Below are 21,441 nucleotides of genomic sequence, written 5' to 3' on the forward strand. Positions count from 1 at the left end.
CGGAGCGCGCTTCCCCTCATGCGCCGGTCCCGGGGCGCCCTCTCCGGCGCCGTCGCGGCGCGGAGTGCGGCGGGGCTCGGCACGAGGTGGACGGGCGGGCATGGTCAGGAAAGCCAGCGGCTGAGACCGTCGGCGACGAAGTCGTCGTCCCGCAGCCAGGGGTAGGCCGCCCAGACGCGGTCGAGTTCGGCCAGCTGGCCCGGGGAGAGCTCCTCCGCCGGGTCCAGGCACCAGCGGCCCTCCAGCAGGCCCTGCCTGCGCAGCACCTCGTGGATGCCCGGGATGCAGCCGTGGAAGCCGTTGGCGGTGTCGAAGATGGCCGCGTTCGCGTCCGTCAGGTGACCGTCCAGGGTGAGCAGCCGCCTGACCGCGGCGTCGTCGCCGCCACGGGCGGCCTTGGCCTCCTCAAGGAGCTCCACCGCCCGCCGTACCCAGACGGCCCACTGGCCGAGGAGGCCGCCGACGAACTCCACCTCCACCTCGCGCCCGTCCACCACGACGCGGTGGGGGGTGATGAGGTCCGCCAGGATGTGGTCGTCGTTGCCGGTGTAGAGGGCGACCTCCGAGGCCCGGCCGGCACGCACCACGCCGTGCAGGACGTCGAGGGTGCGGTAGCGGTCGAAGGGGGCGACCTTGATGCCCACCACCGACTCGATCCCCGCCAGGCGAGTCCAGAAATCTCGGGACAACGCCCGCCCGCCCACCGCCGGCTGCAGGTAGAAGCCGATCACCGGCAGCACTTCACCCACCGCGCGGGCCCGCTCCACCAGCTCGTCCTCGTCCAGCTCCCGGTAGGGGCTGAGCAGCACCATGTGGTAGCCGAGCGACCTGGCCAGCTCCGCCTCCGCCACCGCCTGGGAGGTCGGCCCGGTGGCTCCGGCGACCAGCACCACCTCGCGCTCGAACTCGCCGGCCGTCCGGGCGGCGAGCTCCAGCACGGGCGCGAGCAGCCCGGTGCCGTGGATGGCGAACTGCGTGGTGTGCACGCCGACCGCCAGCCCGCCCGCCCCGGCCTCGACGTAGTAGCGGGTCAGAGCCCGCTGACGGCGTTCGTCGAGTTTCCTGTCCGATGTCAACGCCAGCGGGTGGGCCGGGATCACCAGGCCACGCCTGAACAGGTCACGCACCGACGTCTGCGCCTCTGGAGCCGTGCTGAGCACGCGAGGTCCCCCTCATCATGAAATAAGCCAGACAATGAGCGAATAATCAGAAACGGCCGTCGCGCCGTTCGAACTTGGTGGGCTTGCCGAGCAACGGCCCGCCGTCCGTCACCCAGCGGGCGACGTGCTCGATCAGCTCCAGGGGCGTGATCTCGGGATAGCCGAACAGCCGGTGGCACCTGGAGGCGTTCGACAGCAGCGCCGTCGGCGCCTCCTCCCCGGTGAACACCGGCTCCTTGCCCAGCTCGGCGCCGAGCGCCAGGGCCGCCTGCCGTACCGACACCAGCTCGGGGCCGGTGACGTTGAGCACGTACGGCGGGGTGCCGGCGAGCAGCAGCGAGCGGAGCGTGACCTCGTTGGCGTAGCCCTGCCACACCACGTTGACCTGGCCCGTCGCGAGGTCGATCGGCTCCTGGGCGAGGATCTTCTGCGCCAGGTCGACCAGCACGCCGTAGCGGAGCTCGACGGCGTAGTTGAGGCGGATCAGCGACAGGCGGGTGCCGTACGTCTCCGAGAAGTGCGACAGCACCCGCTCCCTGCCGAGGCAGCTCATCGCGTAGTCGCCGACGGGGCCGGTCGGGTCGTCCTCGGTGCTGCCACCGCTGGTGACGGGGACGAGCGGGTAGACGTTGCCGGTCGACAGGGCGGCGATCCTGCTGTCGCGGAAGCGGTCGGCGACCCGGCCGGGCAGGTAGGTGTTGGTGAACCAGGTGGCGTGCTCGCGCCCCTGGGTGCCGAACTTGGCGCCTACCAGGAACACCACGTTCGCCGCGTCGGGCAGCTCGCGCAGCGCCCGCTCGTCGGCCACGTCCGCGCTCACCACGGTGGCGCCCTCGTCACCGAGCGCCTCGGCCAGCCCGGGCTCGGAGAACCGGGACACGGCGATGACGCGCCGGTCGCGCCCGGTGGCGTTCAGCGCCAGCCGCACCAGGCTGGGCCCGAGCTTGCCGCCGGCGCCGAGGATCATGATGTCGCCGTCGAGCCCGGCGAGGTCGTCGACGAGCCCTGCGCTCGGCCGTGCCAGCCGTTCTTCGAGTTCCGCTGTCGTCCGCACGCGGTCTCCTCCTCCGTTATTTACGGTCCAGACCGTAACTGTGCCAGATGGCCGCTGTCAACGGGAAGCCCGGCACGACGGGCCGGAGCGGCCCCGCCGGCGCGCCGCGGGGCATGGCGCGCCGGGGCCGGCATGGCCGGTGGCGGGCGAAAGCGGCTGACCAGCACTCATATGGAACCGATATCAAGGGATTCCTGATATCGCTATTAGACGTCACCCGATCACATCTGCTTTGCTCCTGCTCTCTGACTGACGACGAGCAAGGATTCCGACATGCGACACTTCCGCGCCCGCCGGCTCGCGACCGTCCTGGCGATCCCCCTCCTGTCCGGTGGCGCCCTCGGCGCCGGCACGGCGTCGGCCGGGGTGGTGGTGGCGGCACCGGTCGCCGGGCAGGCCCAGGCCGGCAAGGACCTGCGCGAGCTGGAGGCGTCCTTCAAGGGCCGCATCGGCGCGTACGCCCTGGACACGGCCACCGGCAGGACGGTGACGTACCGGGCGGGCGAGCGTTTCCCCCTGCTGTCCACCTTCAAGGCGCCCCTCTGCGCGGCCGTGCTGCACAAGGCGCGCACCGCCGAGCCGGGCCTGATGAGCAGGCTCGTCAAGTGGACGGCGGCCGACATGAAGCCCAACTCGCCCGTCACCGAGAAGCACGTCAAGGACGGCCTGACCGTCGCCCGGCTGTGCGAGGCGGCCATCACCCGGAGCGACGGCACCGCGTCCAACCTGCTGCTCAAGCAGATCGGCGGGCCCGCCGGCCTGACGAGGTACTTCCGCGCGCTGAAGGACCCGACCTCCCGGATGGACCGCTGGCACCCGGGGCTCAACGACTGGACCCCCAAGGACGAGCGCGACACCACCACCCCCGCGGCCATCGGCGGCGACCTGCGCGCGCTCACGACCGGGCGGGCGCTGCACGCCAAGGACCGCGCGCGGCTCAACGGCTGGCTGATCGCGAACAAGACCGGTGACGAGCGCATCCGCGCGGGCCTGCCCAGGACCTGGAAGATCGGCGACAAGACCGGCACCAACTCCGACGGATTCGGCGGCGGGAACGACATCGCCGTCATCTGGCCGGGGAAGGGCGCCGCCCCCATCATCATGGCGATCTACACCAACCGCTCGCCGGGCCTCGCCACCGACAACAAGGCCATCGCGAAGACCGCCACCATCCTGGCCCGCGGGCTCGGCAGGCTCTGATCCCCGCGGCGAGGGCTCAGTCCGGGGCGCGGGTCAGGCGCTCTCGCGGGCGGAGACGAGGATGCCGAGGACGGCCCTGGTCTCCGCCCAGGGCACCGGGCTCGGCGCGCCCCGGACCATGTCCAGGAAGGCCTCGATCGTCCCGGCGTAGCCGAGCCCGTGGACGGGATCGTCACCGCTCTCGATGACGATCCGCTCGTCGCCGTCGCGCCGGTGTACGGTCACGGTGTAGGCCTCGCCCTCGGACACGCCGATGATCTCGACGGTGCCGACGACCCCGCTCTCCCACTGCAGCGCCATGACGGCGGTGTCCTCGGACCGCAACGTCGCGTAGTGCCGCTTGGCGCCCGCGGCCCCCACCAGCCGCACCCGGGGCCCCAGCAGCGCCACCAGCAGCTCCACCCCGTGGATGCCCATGGTCACCATGGTCCCGCCGCCCTCGGCCGGGGTGTCCTGCCAGGCGTTGTAGCCGCCCGCCCACAGCCCCACGTCATGCCGTACGGTCGCGCGCACGGCGAGCACCTCGTCCGGATCGGTCTTCACCCCGGCGAAGGCCGGCGCGAACCGCAGCACCGATCCCGACATCACCCGCCCGTGGATCGCCAGCCGGTCCAGCCTCTCGAGCTGCTCCCGCGTCGCCGCGGCGGGCTTGTTCACGAAACACGCCACCCCGGTCTCCAGGACCGCCGCCAATGCCTCGGGAACCTGCGGGTTCGGCACGGTCAGCACCACCCCGTCGGGCCCGGTGGCGAGCGCCTCGTCGAGGCTCCCCGCCACCCGCGCCCCGGGGTGCTCGTCGGTGAAGCGCCGCAACCGCTCCGGGTCCGGCTCCCACACCACCAGCTCGGCCACCTTGGCCAGCGTGCGGGCATCTGTGTAGGGATGGCTGGTGGCCAGGCCGGCGAGAGCGATACGCACGGCGTCCTCCATTCGGTCGGCTCCGTAAAGTGCAGCCCATCATGACAGCCACCGGCCGGCCACGTTCAGGTGACAGCGCGCCCCCGGGCCGGGCGCAGGGCCGCGCCATCGCCTCGGTGAGCTCGTCATGCCCAGTGGCCGTCTCCTTACAGTTCGTCCACCTCGGCGGAGGCGCGGCCGCCAGAGAGCTTCGGGTAGCCGGGGCCGCGGTCGAAGAAGCGGTCCGTGGTGGGACGGAGGTTGGCGCGGAGCTCGGCGGTGCCCTGCTCGTCGATGCGGTCGCCGTCCAGGACCACGCCGTAGTCGCCGAGGGCGCCCGCGATCGAGACCTTGCCGTCGCGGACGTCGGCCGCCACCGCGCGTGGGTCGCGGTCGTAGGGGGAGCCCCAGCCGCCGCCGCCCGTGGTGCGGATGCGGATGAGCTCGCCCGCCTGCACCGGGTGGTCGTCCACCAGGCCCTCCATCTCCTTGCCGGCGATCTCCACCCGGAAGGGCCGGCCGGCCAGTCCGCCGTTGACGCCCCAGCAGGACAGGATCGAGCGGTCGGCGATGGACATGTACGACGCGTCCCGCAGCATGCGGATGTGCTTGTCGTAACCGAGCCCGCCCCGGAACATGCCAGGGCCGCCGGAGTCGCAGGCGAGCGCGAGCCGCTCCACCCTGAACGGCCAGCGGGCCTCGGCGAACTCGACCGGGATGTTGCGGGAGTCCGGCACCACGTGGATGGTGTCCTCGCCGTCGGCGTACCAGCGCCCGCCGGAGCCGCCGCCGAGGACCTCCCTCATCAGGTACGGCTGCCCGTCGGCGTCGGCGCCGTGGACGCCGGTGTAGCGGATGGTCTCCTGGTCGGCGGGCATCCGGCCGCCCGTGGCCTTGGCCAGCACGCCCGCCAAAACGCCGAGCAGGCGCAGGATGACGAAGGTGCGGGCGTTGGTGGGGGCGGGGAAGATCGGAGTGAGCAGCGTGCCCTTGTCCGGGAAGATCATCTTGATCAGGGGGACGACCCCCTCGTTGACGTCGAGCTCGGCCATGCGCTCCGGGGTGTCGGCCAGGTTGCGCAGGACGGGGGCGAGCCACTTCTTCAGGAAGACGCCGTCGGCGTAGTCGCCCGCGTGGTTGATCGGTCCCTTGGCCTGCGGGGACGTCCCGGTGAAGTCGATCGTCAGCGGTGTCTCGGCGGACTGGTCGACGGTGAGGGTGATGCGCTGGGCGTGCAGGCGGGGCTCGTCGACGCCGTCGTGCTCGGCGTAGTCCTCCCAGGTGTACGTACCCTCGGGGATCTTGGCCAGGAGCTCCCTGCGGAACGTCTCGGTGGTCTTGTCGATGATCGCGTCGAAGCACTCCACCACGGCCGCCCTGCCGTATCTGGCGAAGAGCTCGGCCAGGCGGCGGGCGCCCATGAGGCAGGCGGAGCATTCGGCGTCGAGGTCACCGGCGAGCGAGTCGGGCATCCGGGAGTTGCGCGTCATGATGCGCAGCGCGGCCTCGTTCGGCACGCCCTCGTCCCACAGCTTGATCGGCGGGACCATCAGGCCCTCCTCGTACACCGACCGCGCGTGCGACGGCATCGACCCCGGCACGGCGCCGCCGATGTCGTCGTGGTGGCCGAACGCCTGGACGAACGCCACCACCTCGCCCTCGTGGAAGACCGGGACCGTGACGCACAGGTCGGGCAGGTGGCCGATGCCGCCTTCGGACAGGTAGACGTCGTTGTGGAAGTAGACGTCGCCCGGCTTCATCGTCTCGATCGGGAAGTCGCGCACGATCGGCTGGACGAGCGCGCTGTAGGAGCGGCCGGTCAGCTTGCGCAGCCGTACGTCGTGGATGCCCGCGCGGAAGTCGTGCGCGTCGCGGATCATCGGCGAGCGCGCGGTGCGCGCGATCGCGGTCTCGACCTCCCTCTCCACCGAGGCGAGCGTGCCTTCGACGATCTCCACCAGGATCGGGTCAGCTGCGCTCACGCCGCACCTCCACGTTGCCGAACTCGTCCACTTTCGCGGTGAAACCGGGGTGGATGGGGATGGTGGAGCCGTACTCCTCGATGACCGCGGGCCCCTCGATGACGGCGCCGGGCTCCAGCGCGGCGCGCTGGTGGATCGGGGTGTCGGCCCGCTCCTCGAAGTGCGCCTTCCTGGTCGCCGGCACGGGGTCGACCTTCTGGTACGGACTCCGCCGGATCACCGGCCGGGTGATGGGCCCGATGCCGGAGACACGAAGGTTGACCCATTCGATGCCGTGGCGTTCGTCGTCGCGGTAGGCGTACCCGTACAGCTTCTCGTGGGCGTCGTGGAAGCGGCCGGCGACCTCCTGCCGCCACCCCTCGTCGACCGGGCCGGCCGGGGCGGGGACGCGGACCTCGTACGCCTGCCCGTAGTAGCGCAGGTCGGCGCTGCGGACGTGGACCGGCTGGTCGAAGCCCTCGCGGTCGAGCGCCTCGGCGGCCTCGGCCTCCAGCTCGGCGTAGATCCGGGCGGCCTTGTCCAGCGCGAGGTCGCGGGTGACGTGCGTGCGCACGTAGTCGTTCTTGACGTCCACGCTGAGCAGCCCGAACGCCGACACGTTCCCCGGCTCGGGCGGCACGATCACCGCGGGCAGCCCCAGGATGTCGATGAGGCGGCAGGCCAGCAGCGGACCCGATCCGCCGAACGTCACCAGCGGGAAGTCCCGCACGTCCAGGCCGCGCTTGACGGTGAGCTGGCGGATGGCGTTGCTCTGGTTGAACGCGCTGATCTCCAGGATGCCCGTCGCGGTGCGCTCCGGGGTGAGCCCGAGCTTGTCCGCCAGCGCCTCGATGCCCATCCGGGCGGCGTCGAAGTCGAGCGGGATCTCGCCGCCGAGCAGGTGGGGCGGGATGCGGCCGAGGTAGACGTGCGCGTCGGTGACGGTGACCTCGGTGCCGCCCCTGCGGTAGCAGAGGGGGCCGGGGTCGGCGCCCGCCGAGCGGGGGCCCACCTTGAGCGTGCCCTCGGGCGAGATCCAGGCGATCGAGCCGCCGCCCGCGCCCACGGTCACGATGTCGATCATCGGGATCTTGCACGGGTAGCGGCCGACCGCGCCTTCGGTGGTGATGGACGGCTCGCCGTCGATCACCACGGCCACGTCCGTCGAGGTGCCGCCGCCGTCCAGCGTGATCAGCGACGGGTGGCCGGCCTTGCCGGCGATCAGCGCCGCGCCGAGCGCGCCCGCCGCCGGCCCCGACAGGACCGTGGTGATGGGCTGGTTGACGACCTCGCGGGCCGACAGCACGCCGCCGTTGGACTTCATCACCGAGAACGGCTTGCCCAGGCGGCTCGACAGGTTGGCGATGTAGCGTCGCATGCCGGGCTTGACCGCCGCGTCGACCAGCGTGGTGACCGCGCGCTCGTACTCCCGGTATTCGCGCAGCACGTCGCTGGAGATCGAGACGACCGCCTCGGGATGCTCGCGCGCCAGCACCTCCCGCATCCGCCGCTCGTGGTCGGGGTTGGCGTAGGAGTGCAGGAAGCAGACGCCGATGGCGTTGACGCCCCTGGCCCGGAACCAGCGGGCCACCTCGGCCGCCTGCTCCTCGGAGAACGGCCGCACCTCGGCGCCCGTGTGGTCGAGCCTGCCGCCGACCGTCTTCACCAGGTGCACCGGGACGATGCGCGGCGGTTTCACCCAGAAGTAGGAGTTGCCGTAGCCGTCGGGCACGCTCTGCCTGGCGATCTCCAGGATGAACTCGAAGCCCTCGGTGGTGATCAGGCCGAGGTTCGCGATGCGCTCTTCGAGCAGCTGGTTCGTGGCGACGGTGGTGCCGTGCACGATCGAGGCGACGTCGAGCTCGCCGAGTTTTCCGATGCCCGTGATGAACCCGTCGGCCGGGTTGGCGGGCGTGGAAGGGGTCTTGGTCGTGACGATCTCACCGGTCTGCTCGTCCACGGCCACCACATCGGTGAACGTGCCGCCGGTGTCGACTCCAATACGGACGCTACGCATGGCTCCTCAGCTTCGGCGCCGGCCGAGCACTTCGTCGATGACCTTTGGCGCGTTCTCGGTGCCGACGTACGCCGCCAGCCGCACGACCATCTCCTGCGCCCTGGCCAGCTCGGCCTCGACTCTGGCCTTACCCGACTGACCGGCCTGCACGCCGAAGTAGGCGCCGATGATCGTGCCGATCACCCCGGCCACTCCGGCGAAGAGGGCGGCGAACTCCCTGGTGGCGAAGACGGCCGCGCCGAACGCGACGAGCACGGCGAGGATGCCCGTCACCACCACGAGGAAGCCATAGCGCCACCTGGCGGCGTCGGCCTGCGCGGCCGTGACATCGTCGGGTTTCATCATGGCGTCCAGTGTGGGCGGTTTGTCGGTGACCACAGATTCCTCCTGTTGTTTCAGAGGAGAAATCTCCCATGAGGTCATAGAACTAGCCAAGCGATAAGGTGGCACCCCGTGACCGATCTGTCTGCCTTGTCTCCTGTGCCGTCCGGGTCCCGCGCCGCCGTGCTGAAGTTCTACTTCGGCCCCATGGACTGCGGGAAGTCCACGCTGGCACTGCAGATGAACTACAACCACAGCCGCCAGGGCAGACGCGGGCTGGTGCTGACCAAACATGACAGATCGGGCGGCCCGAGGGTCACCAGCAGGATAGGGCTCGGCCTGGAGGCCGTCGAGGTGGTCGACGGGCTGGATCTGGCGGAGCTGGTGCGCGGCCACGACAGGATCGACTACGTGATCTGCGACGAGGCCTGCTTCTACACCGTGGAGCAGATCGAGCAGCTCGCCGACCTGGTGGACGAGCACGGCGTCGACGTCTACGCCTTCGGGCTCGCCTCGGACTTCAGGTCGGTGATGTTCCCGGCGGCGCAGCGGCTGTTCGAGCTCGCCGACGAGGTGTGCCGGCTGCAGGTCGAGGTGCTGTGCTGGTGCGGGCGGCCCGGGCTGCTCAACGGCCGGATCGTCGGCGGTGCGCTGGTGCGCACCGGCGAGCAGGTGGTCATCGGCGACACCGACGCCTCCCCGGTCCGCTATCAGGTGCTCTGCCGCCGCCATCACCGTGCGGGGCTGCTCGGCGAGGGCATGCCCGTCTAGACCGCGCAGTAGCCGTCGTCGCATCCGTCCGCGGGGGCGGCGAGCTGCGTGATCGGCGTCTGGCCCGTACGCTCGGCCACCTCGTCGATCGCGGCCGCGAACGTCTCCACCGGCTGCGCCCCCGACACGGCGAACTGACCCTCGAACAGGAACAGCGGCACCCCGCTGATCCCCAGCGCCTTGGCCCTGGCGAGGTGCTCGCGCACCTGCTCGGCGCCTTCGCCCGTGTCGCGCACGCCCACCTCGGCACCAAGCTTGGCCAGCACCTCCGGGTCCCCGACGTGCAGCCCCTCGGTGAAGTGCGCGCGGAACAGCCGCTCGGCCATCGCCGAGCCGAGCCCCTGCGCCGCGGCCACTTCGACCAGCCGGTGCGCCTGCAGCGTGTTGGCGCTCACCGCCCTGTCGAAGCGCACGTCCAGGCCCTCTTCCGCGGCCACGTCCGTGACCCTGGAGGTCATCTGGGCGACGTTGCCGCCGAACTTGCGCTCCAGCGCGGCGAGCAGCGGCTCAGCCTCGTCCGGCGCGTCGGGATTGAGCTGGAACGGGCGCATCGTCACCTCGAGGACGCCTCCCTTGGCCCGGAACGCCTCAGCAGCGCGGGCGAAGCGGACGTGGCCGATGTAGCACCAGGGGCAGACGACGTCGGAAAAGATTTCAACCTTCACGAACCATGACAACCGCCGACTCATCACCGGCATTCCGGCCCCCTGTGCGGTGGCCGTCCGGCCTTCAGCCCGAGGCCAGCTCCTGCAGCCGGTAGGGGAGGTAGGCCGAGCCGTCCACGAGGGCCGACGCCCCGCGCCACCAGCCGAACCATTCGCCGCTGCGCCACATCCAGTCCACCCGTTCGATCGCGGCCACCACGTCGCCGACGTCCGACCACCGCTCGCCCAGCTGCTCGGCCGTCGCGCCGTGGCGCAACGCCCAGTCGCGCAGGATCCCGGCCGCCGCCTCCTCCACCGGCTTGGCGTACGGATCGGGGTCGTCGCCCGGCAGCCGGTGCGGCCCGAGGCCGGCGGCCACCCCCCAGCTCCACTGCGCCTCGGCGGGACGGGAATAGCGCAACGACTGGAAGTCCAGGTTGGAGCCGAGGTCCTCGTCGGGCCGCCGCGTGACCACCGCGTCGAGCCGGCCCCCGGCGTCGAAGTGCACGACCAGCCGCTGCCCCGGACGCACTCCGGGCGGCAGGGCGAAACGGTCCTCGGCCTGCCAGGAGTTGAGGTCCACCTCGGCGACCGGTTTGCCCCACAGCTCGTCGGCCGCGTCGTCGGACACCCAGGCGGCCAGCATCTCCAGCGCGGTCAGGTCCGTCCAGGGCTCGATCGCGACCGCCGTGCGCAGCACCTCGTCGGGGGCGGGCAGCTTGCCGCCCCTGGGCCGCGTCCACCAATCGCCGCTCAGCTCCCGGGTGCCGACGAGCAGCGCGGCGATGGCGGCGAGCTCGGCGGACCGCCGGGTGAGCGAAGCGCCGAGCGCCAGGCCGACGCAGCGCTCGACGCGATCGTCACCGATCACCGGGCGCGCATCGGCGATCAGCGCGTCGGCGGTCGGCTGCTCCTCGCCGAGCAGGTTGCGGACAACTCGTCTGGCCTCGGTCCGGGCGTCTTCAGCGTGTGCCTGCCGCATACCGCCACGCTACGCCTGGAGATCCTTTTCCGCGAGAGCCCGACCTGGACCGCTCCCGCATCGCTGTTCATCGCCGGGTACTGGACGCCTCCGGCGCGGGGGCGGGGGGCGGTGATGGGGCCGTCGGGCTCGGGGAAGAGCACGATGCCGCACTGTGCGGCGCGGGACCGGCACGCCGGCCCGACGTCGACCCGACGTCGACCCGACGTGCCCGCAGGCGGTGTCGGGCAGTCCACCGTCCGGCTAGCGCCGGCCGCGGCCCAGCAGCCATCCCACGGCCGCGCCGGTCAGCGCCACGCCGGCGCCCATGCCGAACGCGGCGAGCATCACCCACGGGCGCGTCTCGGTGTGACGCTTCGGCGGACGCTCGTAGACGGCGGGGCCGGCCGTGGCGGGGACCGTCACGGCCGGGCCGCCTGCCGGCCGGCCAGGCTCCTCGCCGGCGACGGGTGCGACGGCCCCGGCCTCGGCCTCGGGCGCCTGGAGATGTTCCTCGACCGCCGCGAAGAACTCTCCGGCCGTCTTTCTGGCCACCGACCCGAGCATGCGCTGCCCCACCCCGCCGATCATGCCGCCGATCACCGCGTCGGCGTCGTAGTCCACCCGGGTGCCGCCGTCGGTCTCGCTCAGCCGTACCTGCACGGTGGCGTTCACCGTCCCCGGCGCGCCCTGGCCCCGCGCCCTGAGCACGAAGCTCTCCGGCGCCGACGGCTCGGCCAGCGCCACCTCCCCCTGGTAGACGCCCTTCAAGGACGCGACCCCGGCGTTGACGGTCATCCGGTAGGTGTCCGGCCCGCACTCCTCAAGGCGCTCGCAGCCGGGGATGGTGCGTACCAGCACCGCCGGATCCTGCAGCGCGGCCCATACGCGGTCTCTTTCGACGCCGATCACGGCACTGCCTGCGACTTTCACACCGACCACTCTAGGAAACGATCTCGCTCCCGGATAAGGGCAACACCTGCCCAACGTGCGGGCTCCGATTCCGTGCCCGCGATCAAGGGCTGGCAGGATGGGGCGGCATCGTATCGGGGGCGACGGGAGCATCGAGGGTGAGCGGGGCGAGGTCGGCCGGGAGATCAGCGCGAGCGACCGCGTCCTTCCGCGCTGTCACGGCGTTGGTGGCGGGGCTGGCCACCGCCTGCTCCGCGAGCCCACCGTCGCAGGTCACGGCCACCGCGCCCGCCGCGACGGCGACCCCCGCGCCCGCCTCCGAGCCCACCTCCGAGCCCACCCCGCAGGGACCGCCTGGTGCGATGCCGCGCGAGGGCGAGGTGCGCAGGGTGCGCGCCTCGGGCGGCCTGCCGCCGGTGATCAGCTCGATCCCCACCGGCCGCAAGGTGGTCTTCCTCACCATCGACGACGGCTGGGAGCAGGACCCGGGCTTCGTCCGGCAGATCCGTGACGAGCGCATCCCGATCACGGCGTTCGCGATGCGGGACGCGGTGGAAGCCAAGGGCATCCCGGACCAGGCGGGCGGGCAGGGGCGCTACATAGGCGCCGGCAAGTGGGGATATTTCCGGTCACTCAGGGACGCGGGCGTACCGATCGAGAACCACACCCTCACCCACCCCGACCTCCGCCTGCTCGGTCACGCCGCTCAGCGGCGGGAGATCTGCGGCGCTTCCAGGCTCATCGCCCAGCGGACCGGCGCCCGGCCCACCCTCTTCAGACCGCCGTTCGGCTCGTACAACACCGACACCCTCCGCGCGGCCAAGAGCTGCGGCCTGACCTCGGTGCTGCTCTGGACGGCCACCGTCCAGCCCGGCGGCAAGATCGCCTACCAGGTGCCGGACAAGAAGCTGCGCCCGGGCGACATCCTGCTCCTGCACTTCCGCCCCAACCTGGCCAGAGACTTCCGCATCCTGGTCGACAAGATCAAGCGCCGGGGCTTCGAGCTGGGCAACCTCCAGGCATACCTGGAAGCCGCGACCACCCCCGCGCAGTAGGCCGCGGAGAGCCCGGTCCGCCGCGGGGCGTAGGCGCCGGTCAGCCGTGCGGGTGACGCGCCGGAGGGCCCGCGAGCGGCATCGTTGAGTGACCGATGGAGGCCTGTGTGACCAAGGTCGCATCGCATTACTCTACAAGCTGTAGTACTACTTCAAGTAGACGTACTACAGCCTGTAGAGCTCAAAGTCCGGTGAGGGGAAATGGACGCACTTGATCTTGCAAGGTGGCAGTTCGGGGTGACCACCGTCTATCACTTCCTGTTCGTGCCGCTGACGATCGGCCTGGGCGTCTTCGTGGCCGGACTGCAGACCGCCTGGCACCGCACCGGGAAGGAGCACTACCTGCGGCTGACGAAGTTCTTCGGCAAGCTCTTCCTGATCAACTTCGCGATGGGCGTGGTCACCGGCATCGTGCAGGAGTTCCAGTTCGGGATGAACTGGTCTGAATACTCCACGTTCGTGGGTGACGTCTTCGGTGCGCCGCTGGCCCTGGAGGCGCTGCTGGCGTTCTTCATGGAGTCCACGTTCCTCGGGTTGTGGATCTTCGGCTGGGACCGCCTGCCGAAAAGGGTGCACCTGGCGTGCATCTGGGCCGCGGCGATCGGCTCCAACATCTCCGCGTACTTCATCCTGGCGGCCAACGCGTGGATGAAGCACCCCGTCGGCTACGAGGTCGTCGACGGCAAGGCCCGGATGACCGACCTGTGGGCGGTGCTCACCAACTCGACCGCCCTGGCCCAGGTGCCGCACGTGGTCGGCGCGGCGTTCGTGGTGGCGGGCGGGTTCATCCTGGCGGTGTGCGGCTACTGGCTGCTGCGGACGCGCGCGGACATGTGGCGCGGCGCCGCGCGGGCGGCGCTGGTCATGACGGCGATCGCGGGGGCGGTCGTCGCCGGCACGGGCGACACGTCGGCCAAGCTGATGTACGAGCAGCAGCCGATGAAGCTGGCCGCGGCCGAAGGACTCGAACGCGACACCGCGGGCGCGGCGTTCACCGTGGCGCCGGGCATCGAGATCCCCAAGGTGCTCAGCTTCCTGTCCACCAACGACTTCGACGCCACCGTGCAGGGCACCGAGGATCTGCAGGCGCGGTTCGAGGAGCGGTTCGGCCCCGGCGACTACCGGCCTGACCAGACGGTCGTGTTCTGGTCGTTCCGGGTCATGATCTACTTCGGGATGGCCACGGTCGGCCTGTCGGTGCTCGGCCTGTGGCTGACCCGGCGCAGGCGGCCGATGCCCGGCTGGATGGCGCGGCTGCTGGTGCTGGCACTGCCGCTGCCGCTGCTCGCGGTGACCGCCGGCTGGCTGCTGAGCGAGGTGGGCCGCCAGCCGTGGACGGTGGCGGGCGAGTTGCTGACCGCCTCCAGCGTCTCCCCCGGCGTGAGCCTGGCCGAGGTCGCCATCTCGCTGACCGTCTTCACCCTGCTGTACGGCGCGCTCGCGGTGGCGGAGGCCGTACTGCTGACCAGGCATGTCCGCAAGGGCCCCGAGGAGTCCGAGCCCGTCCCCGCGGCCGAGAAGCTCGAGCCGTCGCTCATGTATTGAGGTGCAGACAGTGATCGACCTGTGGTTCGTCATCATCGCCTTCCTCTGGACCGGCTATTTCGTCCTGGAGGGCTTCGACTTCGGCGTGGGGCTGCTGGCGCCGTTCGTCAGCGCGAACGGCGAGGAGCAGCGGCAGAGCCTGCAGACGATCGGCCCGGTCTGGGACGGCAACGAGGTCTGGCTGATCACCGCCGTCGGCGCCATGTTCGCCGCCTTCCCCGCCTGGTACGCCGGCATGTTCAGCGGCTTCTACCTGCCCGTCGTGCTGGTCCTGGTGGGCCTGATCGTGCGCGGCGTCAGCCTGGAGTGGCGCGGGAAGGTGGCCAACCCGGTCTGGTGCGACCTGGGGATCGTGATCGGCAGCGCGCTGCCGGCGTTCGTCTGGGGCACGGTCTTCGCCGACCTGCTGTACGGGAGCGCCGGGGCGGCCCTGCTCGGCGGGGCGTTCACGCTCGCCGTGTGCCTGCTGCACGGCGCGGTGTTCCTGGCGCTGCGGACCGAGGGACCGGTCCGGCGGCGCGCCCGGACCGCCGCGCTGGCCGCGAGCGTCGTGGTGCTCCCGGTGGCCGTGGTAGCACTGTCCAGCATGGGCTCGCTGCCGGCGCTGGTCGCCATGGCGGCGCTGGCGGCGGCCACGGCGCTGGTCTGGCGGCGCAGGGAGGGCTGGGCGTTCACCGCCATGGCCACGGCCATCGCGCTGGTCTCCGCGGCGGTCTTCATCGAGCTCAGGGGCGCCCCGCTGCCCGGCCTGACGCTGGCCGAGGCGGCCTCGGGCCCCTACACGCTGACGATGCTGAGCTGGATCGGGCTGATCGCGCTGCCGTTCGTGCTCGGCTATCAGGGCTGGACGTACTGGGTGTTCAGGAAGCGGGTGACGCTCGTCTCCTGAATGCCATCTCCTACGATCCGCGTGACCGCAGTCGTAATCCTGGGAAAACCAACTGTGAGCGTTACGCCGCGGGAGGTGCTCCTTGACCATCGAGATGGTCACATCGGACAGGAGAAAGCTCGCAGTCGAACAGAGGGGGAATCCGGACGGCTCGCCCATCTTACTGCTGCACGGCACTCCGGGCAGCAGGTTTGGACCGTCTCCCAGAGCCGGGGTTCTGTATCGGTTGGGCATCCGGTTGATAAGCTACGATCGCCCAGGATACGGCTACTCGGATCGGATGCCCGGCCGCTCCGTGTCAGATGTGGCATCGGACGTGGAAGCTATTGCGAAGGCGCTCTGCCTCGACAGGCTCGCTGTAGTCGGGCGCTCAGGAGGGGCACCGCACGCGCTTGCCTGTGCGGCGCTACTCCCACACCTGATTACTAGGGCCGCCGCTCTGGTAGGGCTCGCCCCGCCAGAGGCGGAGGGGTTGCGGTGGTTCGACGGTATGCACGAGTCGAATGTTGTGGAGTACAGCGTGGCACGAGCGGGCCAGACTGCCGTGGCGGCCCGGCTGGCTGTGGCCGCCGAACAGATCCGTGCCGATCCGTTCAGCAAGGTCCTCCGGCTCTACCAGCAGGTACCCGAGTCAGACCGCAGGGTGGTGGCCGACGACGGCATCCGACGGATGCTGGTACGCAACTTCGCCGAGGGCCTGCGCCACTCCGCGGATGGTTGGGTGGACGATGTGCTCGCGCTCAATAACGCGTGGGGATTCGACCCCGCCATCATCTCCGTACCGACCCTCCTCTGGCACGGTGAGGACGACGTGTTCTCCCCTGTCGGCCACACAAACTGGCTCGGCAGCCGCATTCCCGGGGCGCTTGTTCGGATTCAGCGAGACGCTGCGCACTTCGGCGCATTGGACGTGCTGCCGGAGGTGCTGCTGTGGCTCAGGTCGGCTGAGGCTCCAGATCTCGATTGAGCCGCTCCCACTCGCGCACAGCCGTGACGCTAGGGTGGCTCTCCCCCAGCACGATGCACAGCGCCGCCAAGGCTTCCCCATGCAATCGTTCGGCCTCGACCTGGTCGCCAGCATCACGTAAGGTGATCGCCATGTTGGCCTGGCATGCCACGGTGTCGGGGTGGCCGGGACGGAAGCACTGACGCAGCCCGTCGAGTGCATGCCGCTCGAGTGATGCTGCCCGTTCGATGTCACCCAGATGGCCAGCACAGTTGGCCAGGTTCACCGTGCACGCCAAGGTGAAGGGATGGGTCTCGCCGAGCCGGTGGCGGAATGCGGTGAGTACCTGCCCGCCCTCTCTGTAGGCCAGGTCCACGTCGCCGACAGCCCGGCGGAGGACCATCAAATTGTTCCCAGCCACTAGCGTGTAGGGGTGGTCGGCCCCGAGCAACTCCGTGTACTCCTCGACCACTTTTGCTGTCATGTCGCGGGCGCTCTCCTTGTGGCCTATAACGGACATGCAGGCGGCCACCTCCAGGGCGGCGGCCTTTGTCTCTGGGGCGGAGGGGTGCAGCCGCTGATAACGCTGGTAGGTGTCCTGCACCAGGGCCAGCGCCTCTTTGTATTGACCGATCTTGCGCAACGAGACGGCCAGGCTCTTGGCGGCCCGCAAGGTGTGGAGGTAGTTCTCTCCCAGAACATCCCGGTACAGCGCCAGCGCTCCCTTGAGTAACTCGATCGACGAATGGTACTCACCCGCCTCCCGCATGTCGCGGGCCAGATTCTGCGTGGTGTTGAGGGTGTCTGGGTGCGACGGTCCCATCACGGAGCTGGCTTGCATCCGCCGGCGAGTCTCCTGGTCCAGTTCCATGGCGCTGTAGCAGTCACCAACCAGGCGGTAGGAGACGGCCAGGTTGTTGGCGGCGGTGAGCGAACGAGGGTAGTCCTCGCCGTAGGTGTCCTTCCATCGGTCGTAGGTCTCCCTGTCCATCCGCAGCGCCTCGTCGAACCGGCCGAGGGCACGTAGATCGGCTGCCAATGAACCAGAGGTCAGCATCGTGTAGTAGTGACTGTCCCCGTACAGGTCTAGCTGAGCCTCGCGCACCGCCTCATCCAGTTCACGGGCCTGCTCGAAGCGCCCTAAGGAGCGCAACACGTTGGCGATCTGGAACTGCAGGTGCAGCCGCTGCCCATCCGTGGGGCCAAACTCCACTGCCCAGATCTCAGCCAGTTCCTGACCACGAGCTAGCGCGTTCTCGAAGTCGCCGCGCTTGTACAGGTAGCGCACGTACTCCGTGAGTAGCAGGCGCACCTGGTCCTCGGTGCACGTAATAGCACCGGACGGGCTCAGATGAGGCCAAATGAGCTCATACCTGGGCCAGTTCTCTGGGTCATCCACTTCTCCTTGCCGCGGCCGGGCTCCGACCAGGATGCCGTGCACTTCGTGCCCTGCCTTGAGCGCCTCCTCCACTGGCATGCGCGAGCGGATGACCTTCTGTACCAGGCGGTGCACTTGGATGGTGTTGTTGCCCTGGTCCACCTTGGCCAGCGCGTATCTGCCGATATCCCTGATGATCCGGCCCAGCACGAGCTTGTCACGTAGAGAGCTGTCGAACGCCCTCAACAGTTCCAGCATCTCATCGCTGTAAATCAGCGACTGGGAGATCGACTCGGGCGCGAAGAACGCGCAGAGTTGGAGCAGACGCCCGGCAGCGGGGGAACGCACGTTGAGCTGATTGAAGGAAATCTCCCAAGTAGCCGCTACCGAGTGCGGATAGTCGTCAGGCGGATTGAGGTCGAGCGTGCTGAGAGTCTGTGTCTCCAGCTCTATCACGTACATCGGGGCCGGCATGCGGGTCTCTTGCAGCCAGGCGGCCGCCTGCTCGATCGCCAGGGGCAGGTAACCCAGAGCGTCCGCGATGCGCAAGGCGTCAGCAGGATCCAGGCTGCGCACCCGTCGCCGCAGGTGCTCAACGCTTTCCTCGCGGCTGAACACGTCGATCTCCAGCGTGACCGCCACGCTGGACCACGCCTGACTGCGAGAGGTGATCAGCACGTGGCCCGTGCCACCAGGCAGAAACGGACGCAACATGTCGGCGTCATCCGAGTTGTCGAAGACGAGCAGCCAGCGAGTGTACGGCTCACCGCGCCGCAATGCCTCGAGCGCCGCCTTGGCGCCATCCGCGATGCTGTCACCAAACCGAATGCCCAGTCGCACGGCCAGCGCAGCGAGTGAGCGGTTGATCTCGCCTGCGTCGTCGCTGGGTACCCACCACACCAGGTCGTAGTCCGCCTTGAACCGGTGCGTGTATTCGAGGGCGATCTGTGTCTTGCCGACTCCGCCCAGGCCGAACAGAGCCTGCGGTCGGACGCCCGTGTGGTCGCCGTCGACCAGCCGGTCGCGCAGAAGCTCAAGGAGGGTGCTCCGGCCGGTGAACGCGGCATTCCTGGTCGGCACGCTCCAGACATCCGGCGCGTTCAGGGGAAACCTTGACGCCGGCGACACTGCTGGCACGTCGTAACCGGACACCTGGTCCGGCTTGCCCACCGCACGTAATAGGGTTTCGGCTGCCTGCTCGGCGCCCAGAGAAGTCAGGTCGATCGCCGGAGCCTCGGTAAAGGGGACCGCCCCCCGGTACTCGCTGACTAGAAACGGAACCACTGGCCGGACGCCGAAGGCATCCGTGCCGACGAGCGGATGTGGGACCTGAGTGGAACGGGCGACGCGGGCGTACGCACCGGACAAGAGCAGAAGGACACGGCTTTCTCCCTCAGGGAGACTCATACCGGCGACTTGGGGAACCACCCTGAAGCCAGCGCGGGTGAGGAGCCCGGACACCCAATCCGCCCACATCCGATCCTCGGGCACGTAGCTGAGCAGGATGTCGACCTGCTGCGCAGGCTGTTTCCTGGTGTATACCTCCAAGAACCTGGAACGCAGGCCCTCGTCCATGCCCGGGAAGGAGGTCACCCGGCCCTTAGTGATCGCCCCTGTGAGCCGCTCGAACGCCGCGAGCAGAGATGTAGGTGACCCTGGTAGATCACCGAAGACCGCCAGCGTCTCCTCGAATGCGTAAAATCGTTTGTACGGGATTTCCACCATGCCCCAGTACTGGCTCGTCTCCTCCGAGCTCATGCCTTTGGGCAGATTTTCGAACTTGCTGCGTGCGAGTGCACGGCCCGCGTCGAGTTTCTCTTTCTCACCGTCGTCGATTCTAGTCGGGACGGGGAGGATGCGGATATTGCGGTCGGCGTACCGTTCGTCGATGTAACGGGCGACCTTGGCCGCTCCTTCGATGCTCTGGTCAGCCATCGTGAAGCAATCCACGAGGACGTCGGGCATCTGCATCGTACAGATGTCGGCGATGTCACTCAGCCCAGTCCGGCTGTCGATCAGGGTGTAGTCGTACTTGGCCTTCATGTCGGCGCGTAAAGCGTCCAGGAAGGACCCTCCGCCGACCCGGCCATAGAAGTTGTCCCAGTCGAAAGTGGTGACGATCGAAGAGTAATCGCGATTCTGCTGGCCCGCGGAAAGGAAGTACAGCACACCCTCACCGGGGAAATCCCACTCGATCGGCACGGCGTGTGGCGAAACGCGGGCGTAGTCGCGGTACCAATCGTCACTCTCGTGTTCGCGCGTGGCAGCCCATGAGTAGTTGCTGACAATGTCAATGACACCTTGGCTCGACCCGACCAGACGGCTGTCGAGGAACGGATGAAAGTACTTGTACAGGCCGGGCGACTCCAAGTCCCAGTCGACTACCAGCACACGCAGGCCGCTGCTCGCGAGCAGCCACGCCGTGTTGGCCAGAGCCATCGTCCGGCCCGCGCCACCCTTGTAGGAGTAGAACGTGATGACCTGGCCCTCGTACTCACTGTCCGTCATGGATCCTCCATCAACCTCGGCTTACGCCCTGTCTGCCCGCTCGGGGGGAACGTTCTGACTGTCCTGAAGAAGTGGCCAGCTGCCCTGGCGACGGTTTCGGGAAAGGCAAGACGGAACGCCTCCATTGACGCGACGTCCCAGGACTCCGGGCTGCCGTACTTGGTCGGCAGCGCCTCACGCAAGCCGTCCTTGAGTCTCTCCTTGGCGTGCTCAGTCTGCAGGTCCGCGCTGTTCCAAGGAACGATGACGCTGATCCACTGGCGGCCGCGCTGGTCGAGGCGGAGGAGTTCCTCTCGTCGACGAGCGTGCGCCGTCTCCCAGGCGTCCAAGAGCATCACGGCCGGCCCTTCCGGCTGCTCGGTGCCGAGCAGCTGCTCCGAGTGCTGCTCGAAGCTGACGATCTCGGCCTGGTATCCCTGCGCCTCCGCCAATTCGCGGGCGCATTCCGCAAGCGGCTTGGTATTGCCCGGGACACGGAAGGGATTCCACTCAGCGGGCACATGTCCGTAGTAATACGAGTCACGACCTCCGGGAAGCGTCTCGGTGACGGAGGCAACGACAGTCACCTTGAGAGGGTGCCGCATCCCATAGTCGTCGAAGACGCTGGCGAGACTGTCATACGGCAGCGGATCGCATGGGGCGACGTTTGTGGCCGCGGCGACTGACACGATGCGCTTGGCGAGATCGAAGGTCGCCTGCCGAAGGTGGCTCCGGAGCCCGGGTAACTCAGTGAATCCGTAGAAGCCGTCACGCAGGTAGCGCTCGTTCATATTCTTCAGCGAGTACTGGATCGGTTTGGCCACGGTGGGCAACTCGTCGGGAGGAACGGGATGCCAGACCAGGGGAACGATCGCCTGAGGTTCCCTGCCTTCGCTGTCGCGCTGCATGTGGACACGATGCAGGAAGGCCGCCCATTCTTTTCCGCACTCCTCACTGCTGAAATACCGGGGAGAATACACCGGCACGAATATCTGGCACGTGGCCAAGGCCTCCGCGAGCTGGTCCGTCCAGCGGTCCCCCGAATCCAGTTTCTGGTCCATGAAACCGGCCTCCACATCGGTGCAGCTGGTCATGTGAAGGATGTGCTTGCAGAGGTTTCGGAACAGCTTGAAGATCGGTTCGTTCAGGTTGACGTCTGGGTTGAAGCGCTGCTGAGGCAGCCGCGCGTAGCTCAGGAAGAAGTATGGACCCCTACGGCCGACTGACATCTGCCCCCCTTCGC

At 69.1% G+C, this 21,441-nt stretch carries 18 protein-coding genes; 6 read left to right on the forward strand and 12 right to left on the reverse strand.

Features of this window, described 5'->3' with window-relative positions; all coding sequences use genetic code 11:
- Window positions 1–104: 104 nt before the first annotated feature.
- Both V5E28_RS07545 and V5E28_RS07550 read right to left on the reverse strand, forming a co-directional pair.
- Window positions 105–1,160 (reverse strand): dihydrodipicolinate synthase family protein, encoded by a 1,056-nt coding sequence (locus V5E28_RS07545; RefSeq protein ID WP_336205671.1) that lies wholly within the window; start codon window positions 1,158–1,160, stop codon window positions 105–107.
- A 46-nt stretch (window positions 1,161–1,206) separates the two neighbouring features.
- A complete protein-coding gene (locus tag V5E28_RS07550) occupies window positions 1,207–2,214 on the reverse strand; it encodes an NAD-dependent epimerase/dehydratase family protein (RefSeq protein ID WP_336205672.1) in 1,008 nt (335 codons plus the stop codon).
- A 273-nt stretch (window positions 2,215–2,487) separates the two neighbouring features.
- On the opposite strand from V5E28_RS07550, the gene bla reads away from it, so the two are divergent.
- Entirely contained in the window at window positions 2,488–3,414 is a 927-nt protein-coding gene (bla, locus tag V5E28_RS07555; RefSeq protein WP_336205673.1) for a class A beta-lactamase, read from the forward strand.
- 33 nt (window positions 3,415–3,447) lie between these two features.
- On the opposite strand, the gene V5E28_RS07560 is transcribed toward bla, so the two are convergent.
- The 4 genes from V5E28_RS07560 to V5E28_RS07575 form a co-directional block, all read right to left on the reverse strand.
- Window positions 3,448–4,332, reverse strand: coding sequence for a Gfo/Idh/MocA family protein (locus tag V5E28_RS07560; RefSeq protein WP_336205674.1), 885 nt, complete (start codon window positions 4,330–4,332; stop codon window positions 3,448–3,450).
- A gap of 146 nt (window positions 4,333–4,478) precedes the next feature.
- The gene (locus V5E28_RS07565; RefSeq protein ID WP_336205675.1) at window positions 4,479–6,293 is read right to left on the reverse strand and encodes a hydantoinase B/oxoprolinase family protein; all 1,815 of its coding nucleotides are present in this window, start codon (window positions 6,291–6,293) and stop codon (window positions 4,479–4,481) included.
- The gene (locus V5E28_RS07570) at window positions 6,280–8,289 is read right to left on the reverse strand and encodes a hydantoinase/oxoprolinase family protein (protein WP_336205676.1); all 2,010 of its coding nucleotides are present in this window, start codon (window positions 8,287–8,289) and stop codon (window positions 6,280–6,282) included. The genes V5E28_RS07565 and V5E28_RS07570 overlap by 14 nt, the downstream gene beginning before the upstream one ends.
- Window positions 8,290–8,295: 6 nt before the next feature.
- Window positions 8,296–8,667, reverse strand: coding sequence for a hypothetical protein (locus V5E28_RS07575; RefSeq protein WP_336205677.1), 372 nt, complete (start codon window positions 8,665–8,667; stop codon window positions 8,296–8,298).
- A gap of 75 nt (window positions 8,668–8,742) precedes the next feature.
- Between V5E28_RS07575 and V5E28_RS07580 the strand changes: the two genes are divergently transcribed.
- Window positions 8,743–9,381 carry a thymidine kinase gene (locus V5E28_RS07580; RefSeq protein ID WP_336205678.1) on the forward strand — a complete coding sequence of 213 codons (639 nt, stop codon included), beginning with the start codon at window positions 8,743–8,745 and terminating at the stop codon, window positions 9,379–9,381.
- Here the strand turns inward: V5E28_RS07580 and V5E28_RS07585 are convergent.
- The 4 genes from V5E28_RS07585 to V5E28_RS07600 all read right to left on the reverse strand — a co-directional run bounded on the left by V5E28_RS07585 (window position 9,378) and on the right by V5E28_RS07600 (window position 12,334).
- Window positions 9,378–10,046 carry a DsbA family oxidoreductase gene (locus V5E28_RS07585; protein WP_336205679.1) on the reverse strand — a complete coding sequence of 223 codons (669 nt, stop codon included), beginning with the start codon at window positions 10,044–10,046 and terminating at the stop codon, window positions 9,378–9,380. The two genes, V5E28_RS07580 and V5E28_RS07585, sit on opposite strands and share 4 nt — an antisense overlap.
- A 64-nt stretch (window positions 10,047–10,110) precedes the next feature.
- Window positions 10,111–11,007, reverse strand: coding sequence for a hypothetical protein (locus V5E28_RS07590; RefSeq protein WP_336205680.1), 897 nt, complete (start codon window positions 11,005–11,007; stop codon window positions 10,111–10,113).
- A gap of 243 nt (window positions 11,008–11,250) precedes the next feature.
- Window positions 11,251–11,919, reverse strand: a complete 669-nt coding sequence (locus V5E28_RS07595) for an SRPBCC family protein (protein ID WP_336205681.1) — start codon at window positions 11,917–11,919, stop codon at window positions 11,251–11,253.
- 82 nt (window positions 11,920–12,001) lie between these two features.
- A complete protein-coding gene (locus V5E28_RS07600) occupies window positions 12,002–12,334 on the reverse strand; it encodes a hypothetical protein (protein WP_336205682.1) in 333 nt (110 codons plus the stop codon).
- Here V5E28_RS07600 and V5E28_RS07605 point away from each other — a divergent pair.
- The 4 genes from V5E28_RS07605 (at window position 12,315) to V5E28_RS07620 (ending at window position 16,354) form a co-directional block, all read left to right on the forward strand.
- Entirely contained in the window at window positions 12,315–12,953 is a 639-nt protein-coding gene (locus tag V5E28_RS07605; protein ID WP_336205683.1) for a polysaccharide deacetylase family protein, read from the forward strand. The two genes, V5E28_RS07600 and V5E28_RS07605, sit on opposite strands and share 20 nt — an antisense overlap.
- 201 nt (window positions 12,954–13,154) lie before the next feature.
- A complete protein-coding gene (locus V5E28_RS07610; protein ID WP_336205684.1) occupies window positions 13,155–14,498 on the forward strand; it encodes a cytochrome ubiquinol oxidase subunit I in 1,344 nt (447 codons plus the stop codon).
- A gap of 10 nt (window positions 14,499–14,508) precedes the next feature.
- Window positions 14,509–15,387, forward strand: coding sequence for a cytochrome d ubiquinol oxidase subunit II (gene cydB, locus V5E28_RS07615; protein WP_336205685.1), 879 nt, complete (start codon window positions 14,509–14,511; stop codon window positions 15,385–15,387).
- An 82-nt stretch (window positions 15,388–15,469) separates the two neighbouring features.
- Window positions 15,470–16,354 carry an alpha/beta fold hydrolase gene (locus V5E28_RS07620; RefSeq protein WP_336205686.1) on the forward strand — a complete coding sequence of 295 codons (885 nt, stop codon included), beginning with the start codon at window positions 15,470–15,472 and terminating at the stop codon, window positions 16,352–16,354.
- On the opposite strand, the gene fxsT is transcribed toward V5E28_RS07620, so the two are convergent.
- Together fxsT and V5E28_RS07630 are read right to left on the reverse strand one after the other, a co-directional pair.
- Entirely contained in the window at window positions 16,323–20,219 is a 3,897-nt protein-coding gene (fxsT, locus tag V5E28_RS07625) for an FxSxx-COOH system tetratricopeptide repeat protein (RefSeq protein WP_336205687.1), read from the reverse strand. The genes V5E28_RS07620 and fxsT overlap by 32 nt on opposite strands.
- Entirely contained in the window at window positions 20,216–21,427 is a 1,212-nt protein-coding gene (locus V5E28_RS07630; protein ID WP_336205688.1) for a TIR-like protein FxsC, read from the reverse strand. The genes fxsT and V5E28_RS07630 overlap by 4 nt, the downstream gene beginning before the upstream one ends.
- Window positions 21,428–21,441 lie beyond the last annotated feature (14 nt).

The sequence above is a fragment of the Nonomuraea sp. LPB2021202275-12-8 genome (assembly GCF_037044575.1).
Lineage (GTDB): Bacteria > Actinomycetota > Actinomycetes > Streptosporangiales > Streptosporangiaceae > Nonomuraea.